This is a genomic window from Enterococcus sp. DIV0774, assembly GCF_050539095.1.
Lineage (GTDB): Bacteria > Bacillota > Bacilli > Lactobacillales > Enterococcaceae > Enterococcus > Enterococcus faecalis.
In genome coordinates, this window is sequence record NZ_CP172923.1 from 2090325 (window position 1) to 2104029 (window position 13705).

Consider the following 13705-nt stretch of genomic DNA (forward strand, 5'->3'; position numbering starts at 1 on the left):
TTACTCGTCGTAACTCTCTAAACGGGCATCAAAGTCTTCTTCTGATTCATTGAAGCGCATCACGTGAATATCTTCTGGCTCAAAAGAGAGCCCTACTTGAGCGCCTTCTTTGGCTTTTCGAGTGGAATGCACCATCCATTCGTTTCCTTGTTCATCAAAACAAATAATTTCATAATGAACGCCGCGGAATAACTGTGTATCCACCGTTACGGTTAGCTTGCCTTTTTCAAGCGTGGTAATCGTTAAGTCTTCTGGACGTAAAACGACTTCTACAGGTTCATTTTTCCGCATGCCGCCATCGACACATTCAAACTTTTTGCCCACAAATGAAACTAAATTATCTTCCAGCATCACGCCATCCACAATATTACTTTCCCCCACAAAGTCAGCAACAAAGTGATTAATCGGTTCATCATAAATATCGACTGGTGTGCCACTTTGCACGATATGACCTTTATTCATGACAAAAATTTCATCACTCATCGCTAATGCTTCTTCTTGATCATGGGTCACAAAAATAAAAGTAATTCCTAAACGTTGTTGTAAATCACGTAGTTCATATTGCATCGCTGTGCGTAATTTCAAATCTAAAGCGGATAACGGCTCATCTAAAAGCAATACTTTTGGCTCATTGACAATCGCTCGTGCAATTGCGACCCGCTGACGCTGGCCCCCAGACATTTCACTAATTTCACGTGTTTCGTAGCCGGGTAATTGAACCAAACGTAATGCCTCTTTCACTTTTTTTTCAATTTCTGTTTTGGATAGTTTTTTGATTTTTAAACCAAACGCAACATTATCAAAAACATTCATGTGAGGAAACAAAGCATAATCCTGAAACACGGTATTGACTTGGCGTTTATTGGCAGGTACATCATTTATTCTTTTACCATCAAAATAAACATCGCCAGAAGTCACGTCATTGAATCCCGCAATAATACGCAAAATCGTTGTTTTGCCACATCCTGAAGGTCCTAATAACGTATAAAATTTCCCTTCTTCAATTTCAAAGCTGACATTTTTTAATACTGGTTCATCGTCAAATTGTTTGACAACATTTTCAAATGAAATCACATGGTTTCTCACTGGATAAACTCCTCCATTTCGTCCTTTATAAATACGATTCTGTCGCCACAATTAACGCACGACTTTTTCCTCGACCATTGTTGCTAATTTGGTGAGGTTCTGTTGCTTGGTAATACATGGTTTGACCTTTTTTAGCAATATACGTGGCTTCCCCTAATGTCAAACGAATGGAGCCATCAATCACATAAATAAATGTTTCCGATAGAGAAGGTTCAAACGTTTTGTATTCGCCATTTTTATCAAAAGTAATAATGACAGGTTCCATTTCTTTTTCATTTGAGGCTGGAATTAACCATTTTAGTTCATAGCCATGTTCTTCATCATAATAGAGGGTACTTTCTTCTTCATTGTAGACAATTTTCTGTTCAAGCGGTTGCTGACTAAAAAACTGCTCTGGCGTCACGCCTAGTACTTCTAAAATTGAGAAAAATGTTTCCATTGATGGTGAGCTTAAATCCCGCTCCAATTGGGAAATATAGCCTTTGGATAAATCCGTTCTTTCGCCTAATTCTTCTTGTGTTAAATTTTTCTGAATGCGTAAATTTCTCAACTTCTCACCAATTTCCATGGCACACCTCGTTTCTATTTTCAGCTAATCTTTTCAACAAAAGTTTTGTAATACTAAACTTACAGTTTAGTTTTACCTTTTTTAGTATACGAACTTTTTGAAAAATTTCAACCATTTTTCTTTATTTTTCTAGTCTAATTGTCACACAATCTTTCTTTTCTGTATAACTTACTGTTTATAAGAAGAAAAATGATACGAAAAAATCAGAATATGATAAAATAAGACGAGTTGCTTTTTTACATAATTGGAAGGAGAGTTTTTATATGAATTCATTTCAAGCATTTACGTTAAGAGAACAAGATACATCTGTTATTGGTCAACTAGAAACCATTACTTTAGACGATTTATCAGAAGGCACTGTAGTAATCAAAGCAGCCTACTCCTCAGTTAACTTTAAAGACTCTTTAGCTTCAAAAAAAGACGGCGGTGTGATTCGCAATTATCCAATGATTCCAGGAATTGATGTCAGTGGCACCGTTGTCACATCGGAAGATCCTCGTTTCAAAGAAGGCGATAAAGTGATCGTAACAGGCTATCAATTAGGGGTTACTCATACTGGTGGTTATTCTGAATATGTGCGTGTTCCTGGCGATTGGGTAGTTCCACTTCCTGAAAAAATGAGTCTCAAAGAAGCAATGATTTTCGGAACTGCTGGCTTTACGGCAGGATTATCTGTCACAGCTTTAGAAGACGATGGCTTACGCGACGACAAAGAAGCCCCCATTATTGTAACTGGTGCGACAGGCGGTGTTGCGACATTGTCTATTGCGATGTTGCATCAATTAGGCTACACTTCAATCACTGCATTAACTAGAAAGCCAGATTCTTTTGAGCTTTTAAAAGAGTTAGGTGTTAGTGAATGCTTATTAGTAGAAGATTTCTTAGCAACTCCTGTTAAAGCATTGATGAAACAGCGTTTTGCTTTTGCAATTGATACCACTGGTGGGGAAATTACTTCTGCTGTTTTACCACAACTTCGTTATGATGGCCGTTCAGCCATTTGTGGCCGCGCTGCTGGAATTACATTAGAGACAACCGTTTTACCCTTTATTTTACGGGGCGTTCATTTATTGGGCATTGATTCGGTTAATGTTGGTATGGACAAACGAAAAATAGTTTGGCAACGTCTTGCCACTGATTTAGACATCACTGAAAAAGCTGTGTATCAAGAGATTACTTTAGAAGAACTTCCCCCTGTTTTTGAAGCATTACAAGCAGGCCAACATATTGGACGGACCATTGTCCGAATTTCTTAAGGAGGCGTTTTGATTATGGATGTTTTAGTTACTGCTGGCGGAACGTCAGAACCGATTGATAATGTTCGTTCGATTACCAATCATTCTTCTGGCGGACTAGGAAAAGCAATTGCTGAAAGTTTTTTAGCTGCTGGACACACCGTAACCTACGTAACAACCAAACATGCATTACGTCCAACCCAACAATTGGACTTATCAATTAAAGAAATAGAAACAACGGTTGAATTAGCCACTACGTTAGAACAACTCTTTGCTGAAAAGCAATTTGATGCGATTGTTCACGCAATGGCAGTCAGTGATTTTACGACGGAAACCGCGCAAACGGAAGAACAATTTATTGATTCTTTTGCTCAACAATTAAGCGAACAAACATTGCCAAAGACCAAAGAAGCCTTGGTAACTATCGTTCAAAACACATTGAATCAGATTGCTGATATTCCTCAAACAGCAACAAAAATTTCATCTGATACGGACCGATTATTAATTTTTCTAAAGAAAAATCCTAAAGTCATCCAAATGATTCGTGACAAGCAACCCCAAACTGTTTTAGTGGGCTTTAAATTACTTGTCGACGTTTCACAAGAAGAACTTGTCCAGGTTGCACAAGCCGCTTTGGTTAAAAATCGGTGTGACTTTGTCTTAGCCAATGACTTGATGAACGTTCATGAAACAGAACACGAAGGATTATTAATTAACGAAACGGGCATTGTCCAAGAAGCTTGTTCAAAACAAGGGATTGGTTCAATGATCGTTAAAAATGTTGAAAAGAAATGGAGAGAACAACAATGAAAACTATTTTATTAGGCGTCTCTGGCAGCATTTCTGCATATAAAGCAGCAGATATTACAAGTCAACTAGCTAAGCTTGGCTACAATGTGGAAATTTTAATGACTAAAAGCAGCACAGCGTTCATCACTCCGCTGACCTTACAATCACTTTCTAAGAATCCAGTGCATACGGATGTCATGATGGAAATTGATCCCAGTAAAATTAATCACATTGAGTTAGCTAAAAAAGCGGATTTATTTTTAGTAGCACCTGCTTCGGCCAATACAATTGGGAAATTAGCCCATGGGATTGCCGACGACTTATTATCAACAGTTGCTTTGGCGCTTTATCCTGAAACACCCAAAATTATTGCGCCCGCGATGAATACGTATATGTACCAAAACCCCATTGTCCAACGAAATATTGGCATTTTAAAAGAAGTCGGCTATCAAGAAATAATCCCACGTGAGGCTCTTTTAGCTTGTGGTGATTATGGTCGTGGCGCACTTGCCACTGTTGAAGATATCCTTCAAACAGTGATGAAAATTTTAGCATCTGATAACAAGGAGTAATTTATGAATAACACGAAAAAATTTACGTTAACAGCCATGTTCTTAGCTATCTTACTTTTACTGGCTTTAACCCCGCTAGGATTTATCACATTAGGTCCTTTAAATTCGACCACGATGCATATTCCTGTAATTATTGGTTCCATTGTTTTAGGGCCAAAAATCGGTAGTATGTTGGGCGGCACGTTTGGGATCATTAGCTTAATTAAAAATACGACAGCACCAACACCTTTGTCGTTTGTTTTTTCTCCATTTATTCCCGTGATCGGTACCGATCACGGTAGTTGGAAGGCTCTTTTAATTGTGCTCATTCCGCGGATTTTAATTGGGGTCGTTCCTTATTTCGCTTACAAATGGCTAAATAAATTAACGAAGGAAAAAGCGCAACCTGTCTCCTTATTTGTGGCTGGTGTTTTAGGCTCAGCAACGAATACCATTTTAGTCATGAACATGATTTATTTTCTTTTTAATTCAGCTTATGCTGAAATTATTGGTAAAGCTGGAACTGCTGTTTACCTAGCTATTATTGCGACGATTTTCAGTTCTGGTGTGCCAGAAGCTCTTGTTGCTGGTGTAGCTGCTTCAGCAATTGCTAGCGTTTTGCTTCGCTTAATGAAACGGAATGCAACGCAAAAACTATAGAAAAAAACACAGGGACTAAAAATCAAGTTTGCTTTTTAGTCCCTGTGTTTTTTATTTATTTTTTTTGTTTTCGTAATTTATAGGCATATTCACTGGCTTTAAATAATAATTTATTAACCGGTAAATCGAATTCCCCAATAAATTCATTAATCGTTGGGTTGAAGTTCGCTTTAAACTTAATTAAGCCATCATTTAAACTACCTTCTAAGCCGCCCATATTACAGCTTTCGCAGCCACGGTTAAAACATTCTTGAATGGCATCTCGCCAAGTCACATAAGTTGGCATGTAGCGTTTATAACGATCATCTAAGCCAGCATAAAGGATTTCACTTGTTGGACCAAATGTCACAGCCAAGGCGCCAGCAACCGTGACGATTTCACCAGCTTCTGCGATATTTTCTTCTAATTCTTTTAGTTCCCGAGTCAAGGAAGCATCTAATTCTTCTAAATTATGGCGCTTTTTCACTTGATTTTCTTTCAAATTACTCAAGTCTTTTTGATTTTTGTCATAGCGTTGTCGCGTGCTATCTAAGCGTTCCTTTAAATTGACTTGCGCCAGCATAATAAAGGAGTCTTCTGGGTAAATGTTCAACAGCTTCTTAAAGTAATCACTATTCCGTAAAGAAATATGTTGGCGTTCCATGGTTGATTGAATGACTTTTTCAAATTCATCAACAAAGTCAACATGCCCTTGCTGCACAACGACCCCTTTTTTTTCAGCTGTTTTAATCATTTTCTTGGTGCTTTTTGACAATTGTTCTTCACTAAAATCTTCACGATAAATATTCGCTTGGAAGCGGGGCTGGATGGTGGCCCCCATATCCATTGTCAGTCCTTGATATTTGGCCCCTGCTTTTTTCAAGGTCTCAATAATAGCTGTCGCTTCAGCATGCGGTTGATGTTCTTCTCCCAAATGGAAATCTTGATAATGAACCGCTGGATCCATTTTTATAAATAAAGCTCGTTTTTTCTTGCCAAATTTTTTCAATTCAGCCATAAAGTAGCTGACCAGACGTTCATTTGTATAGTCCATTACTGGACCTCTTGGTGTATATAACATCGTAAAACCGGCTGGTAATGGTTTGATTAAAACTAAACTTGATGCGACTAATGTATCCTTTTCATAAACCCCAACAATTTCAGAACCCCAGTTATCCTTGACTTTTGCCCATGAAGATGACTGTAGTAAATTACATAATGGGTGATTTTTAACAAATGTATCGTGTACTTCTGCCGGAATACCGATTTTAAATGTGTACATGTTCAAACTCCTCTGCTGTGACTTTCCAATAGTCCGTTTATCTTACACTATCATAGTGTATTCCAACAGACTAGTAAAGTTTTACATGAAAATTTTTAGAAAAAATGTAGATCTTATTCTTTATGTAAAAAAGACGAGGTAGAAACAGTTCATTCTACCACTTAGTTCACTAATAGCAACGACACTTTTCTTCACTGCCATTCAAAGGATGAATCATTTCTATCCACATCTTTTCAATTAAATACGTGTTTCAAATTTTAATGACTTGTTGATAAAATACATGATTGGTGCTGAAATCGTCATAATAATCGCTTCACTTAATGCTAACCAACCATAAGTTGTCCAAAATGCTTGACCGCCACTTGGTACTAGCATAAAGGCAATAAAAAACATACTTACAGTGAAAAATAGACTATTTAGACACATTCTAACAGGAATACTTGGTACCTTTTTTTGTAAAAAAGCTGTTAAGCTCAACGCAAATAATGTTTGCGCACCACCAAACAGAGCATCCATTACACCGAAACCAAAAAATAAGTTAAAAAAGATAACGCCGCCTAAAACACCCCACATCAATTTGCGATTGAAAACGACTAGGTGATTCAAACTTTCTGAAATTCTAAATTGAATCATACCAGAAGAAACTGGCCGAACCAATAAAGAGAGGACAATATATAAGCCCATAATGATACCATTGGCTAAGACTGTTCTTAGCTTTCGATTGGCTTGAAACGAATTTTGCATACTTTTTCCTTCTTTCTCCGAGTTTTTTTACAAGGGATGGTTGATGAACCTTGGTTACAATTGCAACAGTTCACATTCTAATATGGAAAGTCAAAATAGTCAATGAAAGCCCTGTTTTACTTTGCACTTATTTGCAGTTTTCACCTCTCGTGCATTGTTTCGTACCTTTTTCTAGTCATTTTTTACTTTTTTAAGCAATCTTTATTCGCAGAAGTTCCTCCCTCTGGTATAATGGACAATAGCGATTCAAAGGAGGAGCTCAATGAACATTCACTACTATCTTATTATCAACGAGCAAGCAAGTAGCGGCAATGGCCGAAAAGTCGCTAGAAAAGTGATTCAACAACTCAAGCAACAAGAACTTAAATATACGGCTCTTTACACTGATTACGCTGGACATGAAAAAGAATTGACGAAGGAACTTGCAGAAACAACTTTACTTCCTTGGTCTGAAGACTTAGACGTTTCAACTTTTCCAATCCTAGTCGTGCTAGGCGGCGATGGCACACTACATAATGTCATTAATTCATTACTTCCATATGATTCAGCTATTCCTTTAAGCTATATTCCATGCGGCTCTGGAAATGATTTTGCACGAGGGGTGGGATTATCAAGGAATATTGATAAAGCATTGCATCAAATCCTGCGCACCAGACGACCAAAAGAAATTCAAACGATTCATTATGTAGAAGCCAACCAAGAAGAAATCGGCTTAGCCACCAATAATGTTGGCTTAGGGTTAGATGCGGCAATCGTGGAAAAAACCAACGAATCGTCATCAAAAAAAGCCTTAAATAAATTTAAGCTTGGCTCGCTTTCCTATATTTCTTCAATCATTCATGTCTTTTTTAAACAAAAAGGCTTTCCAATTTTAGTTGAAATGAATGGTAAACAATACACATTTAATCGTGCTTTCCTATGTACGGTCACAAATCATCCTTATTTTGGCGGGGGCGTATCAATTATGCCGACGGCCAATCCTCGCAAAGCAGTCGTGGACTTAGTTGTCGTGGAACGAATCAATATTTTTAAAATTTTGTGGCTTATTTTCCTATTGCTTCGCCAAAAACAAGGGAAATCTAAGCATTTTCATCATTTTCAATCAAGCAAAATTCGAATTGTTTCGACGATTCCACAAACCATTCACGCAGATGGCGAGATTTTAGGCAAACGAAGTATTGATATGGTTTATACCACACAAAAACGTTTGTTTTGGTTTTAAAAAATAAGAACATACCGAGATTAATTCATAATCTTGGTATGTTTTTATTGCTGTGTTATCTATCTCAATCCGAATATCTTCTTAAACTTTGCAACAGATTTACATCTCTATTCTAAAATAAATTTTCTAATTCTCAAAAATTAATTATTAACTAGTTTCCCACTTTCATCAAACCTGTAAGTGATTCCATCAATGATTTGTTCTCCAATAGCGAGAGCACCATCTTCTTTACTGTAGTAACGATTTCCGTCTAAATCTACCCACATATTTTTATATAGTGCACCATTTTTATCGAAAATATATTTATTTTCACCAATTTGTTGATGTCCAACCGCTAATGAGCCATCTGATGTACTATAATATGAATATTTATCGCTGTTTGTCCAAGTATTCTTGTACATGGCACCATTTTTATCAAAATTATAGCGTTTCGTACCTACCCAAGTTAAACCAACCGCTAATGAGCCATCTGATGTACTATAATATGAATATTTATCGCTGTTTGTCCAAGCATTCTTGTACATGGCACCATTTTTATCGAAATTATAGCGTTTCGTACCTACCCAAGTTAGACCAATCGCCTTTGTTCCGTCTGCATAATAGTAATAATCATAGTGACCGTTGTTATACCAACCTACAGGTGTTTGTGGCATATCTTTAAAATGAATGTATCCATTGGCGGAATTCTTGTTAATCCAACGAGTATTGTATTTACCATCGAATCCATAATTGTACTCTTCAACTTTAACATTGTCGCCAGATACTTCTGCTACCCACGCAACATGCGTAGATGTCCACCAAGCCACCGATCCTACTTTAGGATTCTTATCTACTTTGTAACCTCTCGCCATTGCTTCTGTTCCCCAACGATCAGCATTTCCAAAGCCACTTGGAAGCTCAAAGTTATTAGCTGTGCTTAATCTATAAGCGACAAATGAGGTACAATATCTAGTATACATTCTCCAATCATCAATCGCCCCGCCTAAAGGAAGATTTTTCCATTTAACAGGATAGTCATCACCTATCGTTGTAGCCTCTACTACTTCTGACTTAACGAATAAACTAACACCAACAAAACCACTCAAAAAAACAAGTAATGCGCTTACATATATAAATGATTTTAGACTTTTTCGTTTCATTTTTACAATTAATTCCTCTCTATCAGTTTAAGTGATGAATAAATATCTGTAAAAAATATTTATTCATCGTCTCACTTTTTTATTTTTTTGTAAAACTGTTGCAAAGCTTAAACAAACATTCAAAACTATTTAATAATATTGAATCAAATAAAATAAATTGACTTCTTAAACAGACAAACATAATTAACTATTTATTTTCACATAAACTGATATGGAGTGGTTCCAGCCATACCAATCATTGGATTAATTTTATTTTCTTGAATTTCTTGAATTGACAATACAGGATTTTCAGGTAATTGTTCTTCTTTCTGTGGTTCAGCTGGTGAGGTTGACTCTTCCCCTTCATCAGCAAATAGTGAAACTTCTTGTACCGTTGTTTCAACTAATTGCTCGTCTGTTTCTTTTATCTGATCGGCTTTCGTTGATTGCTGTTCAGTTTCATAAGAGACAGCTTTTGTTTCCTTTTCAGTAAATGGATGGTCTGCCGTTAAACCTTCTTCATAGGCTTCTAACTGAGTTCTAGTCGTTAAGGTCATTTGTTCTGCGTTCACGATTCGTTCTTTTAGCATCGTCATGCGACTAGCCGATTCGTTTTTGACACATGTTTCAAAAGCAGAAACCTCACCTAGTAGAATTAATAATTCTTTACTACGTGTCACTGCTGTATACAGCAAATTTCGTTGCAGCATTCGGCTATACTGATGAATCATTGGCAGTAACACCATGCGGAATTCACTACCTTGCGCTTTATGAATCGAACAACAATACGATAGCGTAATTTTATTCCATTCATTTCTTTTATACGTTACTTCATTATTATCAAACTGTAAAACCAACTCGTCCACTTTGTCCTCTGAGTCTTTGGCTAAAGTAATTCCAACGATTTCTCCCATATCTCCATTGAACACATTTAATTCTGGCGTATTGACTAGTTGCAAAACTTTGTCCCCAATCCGATAGACGGTGTCATTCCATTTGACTTCTTTTTTCTTACCATCATTTGGATTGAAGATTTCTTGCATCATTTTATTCAAGGCATCAATGCCAGCTGCGCCACGATACATTGGCGCTAAAACTTGGATATCTTGTGGCGTAAACCCTTTTGCTTTTGCCTTTGTGACGATTTGTCGAATGTATTCTTCAATATGACCAATATCACTTGCAAAGAACGAGCGATCCTTTTGATTTTTTTGAAAATCAGCAGGCAACTTTCCTTCTTTAATTTCATGGGCAAGAGGAATAATACTTGAACCGTCTCCTTGACGATAAATTTCGTTTAACTCACATTTGGGAATTTCGTTAATTTGCAATAAGTCATGTAAGACTTGACCTGGACCGACAGACGGTAGCTGATCCTTATCGCCAACAAAAATCACTTGCATGTTTGTCGGAATAGCTTTTAATAACGTATTGGCTAACCAAGTATCCACCATGGACATTTCATCTACAATTAGCAAACCACCTTCTAATTCTTTGGCGGTTAAACTCGGATTTTTTTCACGACCTGTCAAGCCTAACAAACGATGGATGGTACTTGCAGGTAAACCTGTCGTTTCGTTCATACGTTTCGCTGCTCGCCCAGTTGGCGCCGCTAGCAAGATTGGAAACATCTCCTGCGTATAGTCTTTGAGATCTAATGAAAGACCATTTAGTTCCGCAAACAACGAGACAATCCCATTAATAACAGTTGTTTTCCCTGTTCCGGGTCCTCCAGTTAAAATAAATAACGGCGATTTAATCGCTTCTTCAATCGCTGCTTGTTGCGAGTCGCCATACTGAATATTTAAACGTTTCTCAATCATTCGGATATTTTTTTGGACTTCTTCTTCCTCATAATGAATTTCTTTTTTACGAGAAAGTAAACGCTGAATCGAAGTACCAATGCCCCATTCAGAAAAATAGAGACTGTTCTCAAAAAGTTTAGTCTCTTCTTGTTGGATTTTTCCATGTTCGACTAACGTAATGATTTCATTGGCCACTTGATCAGGTGAGATTTCCACTGGGCGACTTGCTTCCAAGGTCCGAATCGCTTCTTCTAATAAAACATCTGCTTGAACATACGTATTGCCTGAACGAATAGAGTGTTCAAACACTTCATGTAAAATCGCCGCTCGAATTCGAACAGCAGAATCCGCCTGAATGCCGATTTGTTCAGCAATATTGTCCGCTCGTTTAAATCCGACTCCCTCAATATCTTCAACTAACTGATAAGGATTTTCTTGAATCACAGAAAGGGTTTCTTCTTGATAGGTTTGATAAATTGAAAAAGCTAACTGACTACCGAAGCCGTATCGATTTAGTCCCACAATCACTTGCTCCATCCCATGATTCAAGCGAATTGTTTCGACGATTACTTGACGTTTTTTTTCATTTAAAACAGTAACTTCTTCCAAAACACTCGGGTCATCAATAATTCGGTCAATCGCACTTTCCCCTAATACTTCAACAATTTTTTCAGCAGTTCGTTTACCAATGCCAGGAAATTTGTCACTTGATAAATAGTTAACCACCCCACTAGCCGAAGTCGGTCTTTCTTGCTGATAACTATCCACCTGAAACTGTCTGCCATAACGAGGATGGTCCACAAAATGACCAAAGAAACGATAGGGTTCCTCTTCTTGAACTTGGCCAAAACTACCAGTTACTACAATTTCTTTTTCTAAATAATCTGTATTTGTATCGGTCACATTTACAAGAACGACTTTATAAAAATTACTGGGATTTTCAAAAAAGATTGCTTGTACAGTCCCAACAATAAAGGCTTTTTCTTCGTCCTCACCAAAAAGTGTTACCACTACAAGCCCTCCTTTCTGTTGTGTGCTTATTGTGCTTTTTCTTTAGCTAAAAAAGACGTATCATTCCATAACGTTAAGTCGTACGGCATGTTCCTTGATGCCTCTTTGGTTTCAAGGATTGAAAGGCTATTGTTTAACAGCCCGCCCATTGTCCGTAATTCTGATAATGGTTTACCAGCCATCGCTTGGATTGCCGCCGTCAGCGCTGCTCCGTGTCCGACAAATAGAACTGGACCTTCGTGCTGCTTCGCCGCTTCAGCAACTGTTTCTGAAATCCGTTGAATCGCTTGCTCGATTGGTTCACCATCAAAAATTGTTGGATCATACAAATCTAAACGATGCCGTAAATGATCTAATTCTTCTCCATAAAAATTACGCATTTCTTCAATATATTGTCCTTCTAGACGACCTAAACCTAATTCTTTTAAAGTATCTGTATAAACAATTTCAACTGGATGAGTCAATTCTTGTTGAATTCCCCGCGCAGTATTTTTGGCACGTAATAGCGGACTAGAATAAATTTTTTCAAACGGAATATCTTGTAAATATTGGCCTAATTGTTTAATTTCATCATAACTAGTTGGTAATAACGGCGAATCCCCTGTCATTCCTTGAAATCGTTTCTGTTGATTCCATTCAGTTTTTCCATGTCGTGTAAAATATAATTTCATGTAACTTCTCCAAACTTCCTTATCTCTTCATATGTCTTTCTAGTTTATCACTTCCCTGCGAAAATATCCATGGAAGTTTCTAGTAATCCAAGCAAAATAAGCCTAGAACAAAAATCTAAATTGTTTTTTGTTCTAGGCTCGGAAATTGGGCAACAGTAAAAATAAAACCACTTTCTTCTGACATTTTTGAAAAAAAGCGCTACTGTCTTAACTTTTTTTAATCCAATTTATCATTTTCATAATGATGCGTCAGTTCTAAGTTCGGAAAATTTTGCTGACGTAAGGCTTCATAAACAATTAGTGCGGCAGTGTTAGAAAGATTCAATGAGCGCACATGTTCATCATTCATAGGAATTCGGATACACTTTTCTTCGTTTTCTCGCATAAACGTTTCTGGTAAGCCTGTTGTTTCTTTTCCAAAAAGGAAATAATGGTCCTCGCCATCATTATAATTGACCTCGCTGTATGTTTGGTGAGCAAATTTGGTTACTAAATGCAAGTGTTTGCCTGCCACATGGGCTAAAAAGGCAGCCAAATCTTTATGATACGTAATATTTACATCATTCCAATAATCTAATCCGGCACGTTTTAAGTGTTTATCATCTGTTGAAAATCCTAAAGGTTCAATTAAATGCAACGGTGTATTCGTCGCTGCACATGTCCGTGCAATATTTCCAGTATTTGCTGGAATTTGTGGTTCAAATAAAACAATATGGTTCGTCAACTATCTTCAGCTCCTCAAATATCAATCGTGTTCATTTTAGCATAAATTCAAAATAAATAGCGCCCACAATACTTATTTTCAAAAAAAAACCGCATGACGCGATGATGTCAGGCGGCAGCTATTCTAACCAATAAAAAAAACGTACCGTCTCGGTGTCTAGCACGGCGAGTCGTTACGTTAGTGAAGGTCTCTTCACTAACTTTTATCAGAACAGGACCCTGATAAAAACCAATGAAAAAACAACTTGTAAGTAATATAAC

13 protein-coding genes are annotated in these 13705 nt (G+C 37.2%); 5 read left to right on the forward strand and 8 right to left on the reverse strand.

Features of this window, described 5'->3' with window-relative positions:
- The gene (locus tag IGL86_RS10000; RefSeq protein WP_010823907.1) at positions 1-1086 is read right to left on the reverse strand and encodes an ABC transporter ATP-binding protein; all 1086 of its coding nucleotides are present in this window, start codon (positions 1084-1086) and stop codon (positions 1-3) included.
- Between the two features lie 25 nt (positions 1087-1111).
- The gene (locus IGL86_RS10005) at positions 1112-1654 is read right to left on the reverse strand and encodes a helix-turn-helix domain-containing protein (protein WP_002356507.1); all 543 of its coding nucleotides are present in this window, start codon (positions 1652-1654) and stop codon (positions 1112-1114) included.
- Positions 1655-1917: 263 nt separating this feature from the next.
- Between IGL86_RS10005 and IGL86_RS10010 the strand changes: the two genes are divergently transcribed.
- From IGL86_RS10010 to IGL86_RS10025, 4 genes are read left to right on the forward strand one after another with little or no spacing between them, the layout of a single operon-like run.
- The gene (locus tag IGL86_RS10010; protein WP_002382628.1) at positions 1918-2910 is read left to right on the forward strand and encodes a YhdH/YhfP family quinone oxidoreductase; all 993 of its coding nucleotides are present in this window, start codon (positions 1918-1920) and stop codon (positions 2908-2910) included.
- Positions 2911-2925: 15 nt separating this feature from the next.
- The gene (coaB, locus tag IGL86_RS10015; protein ID WP_002359575.1) at positions 2926-3699 is read left to right on the forward strand and encodes a phosphopantothenate--cysteine ligase; all 774 of its coding nucleotides are present in this window, start codon (positions 2926-2928) and stop codon (positions 3697-3699) included.
- Positions 3696-4250: a phosphopantothenoylcysteine decarboxylase gene (gene coaC / locus IGL86_RS10020; RefSeq protein WP_002359573.1), complete on the forward strand. Its 555-nt coding sequence runs from the start codon at positions 3696-3698 to the stop codon at positions 4248-4250. The genes coaB and coaC overlap by 4 nt, the downstream gene beginning before the upstream one ends.
- Before the next feature lie 3 nt (positions 4251-4253).
- Entirely contained in the window at positions 4254-4889 is a 636-nt protein-coding gene (locus IGL86_RS10025; protein ID WP_002356501.1) for an ECF transporter S component, read from the forward strand.
- A gap of 55 nt (positions 4890-4944) precedes the next feature.
- Here the strand turns inward: IGL86_RS10025 and IGL86_RS10030 are convergent, their stop codons facing one another.
- Together IGL86_RS10030 and IGL86_RS10035 are read right to left on the reverse strand one after the other, a co-directional pair.
- The gene (locus IGL86_RS10030; RefSeq protein ID WP_002385715.1) at positions 4945-6150 is read right to left on the reverse strand and encodes an aminoacyltransferase; all 1206 of its coding nucleotides are present in this window, start codon (positions 6148-6150) and stop codon (positions 4945-4947) included.
- Positions 6151-6387: 237 nt separating this feature from the next.
- A complete protein-coding gene (locus tag IGL86_RS10035) occupies positions 6388-6894 on the reverse strand; it encodes a QueT transporter family protein (protein WP_002356499.1) in 507 nt (168 codons plus the stop codon).
- A gap of 262 nt (positions 6895-7156) precedes the next feature.
- Between IGL86_RS10035 and IGL86_RS10040 the strand changes: the two genes are divergently transcribed.
- Positions 7157-8116: a diacylglycerol/lipid kinase family protein gene (locus IGL86_RS10040; protein ID WP_002356498.1), complete on the forward strand. Its 960-nt coding sequence runs from the start codon at positions 7157-7159 to the stop codon at positions 8114-8116.
- Between the two features lie 140 nt (positions 8117-8256).
- On the opposite strand, the gene IGL86_RS10045 is transcribed toward IGL86_RS10040, so the two are convergent.
- From IGL86_RS10045 to trmL, 4 genes are all read right to left on the reverse strand, one after another.
- Positions 8257-9075: a CHAP domain-containing protein gene (locus IGL86_RS10045; protein WP_430605601.1), complete on the reverse strand. Its 819-nt coding sequence runs from the start codon at positions 9073-9075 to the stop codon at positions 8257-8259.
- A 377-nt stretch (positions 9076-9452) separates the two neighbouring features.
- Positions 9453-12050 carry an SF1B family DNA helicase RecD2 gene (gene recD2, locus IGL86_RS10050; protein ID WP_033625362.1) on the reverse strand — a complete coding sequence of 866 codons (2598 nt, stop codon included), beginning with the start codon at positions 12048-12050 and terminating at the stop codon, positions 9453-9455.
- Positions 12051-12076: 26 nt separating this feature from the next.
- Positions 12077-12721: a histidine phosphatase family protein gene (locus tag IGL86_RS10055; RefSeq protein WP_002362550.1), complete on the reverse strand. Its 645-nt coding sequence runs from the start codon at positions 12719-12721 to the stop codon at positions 12077-12079.
- Positions 12722-12938: 217 nt separating this feature from the next.
- On the reverse strand, positions 12939-13445 hold the full coding sequence (trmL, locus tag IGL86_RS10060; protein WP_002356493.1) for a tRNA (uridine(34)/cytosine(34)/5-carboxymethylaminomethyluridine(34)-2'-O)-methyltransferase TrmL: 507 nt from the start codon (positions 13443-13445) through the stop codon (positions 12939-12941).
- Between the last annotated feature and the right edge of the window lie 260 nt (positions 13446-13705).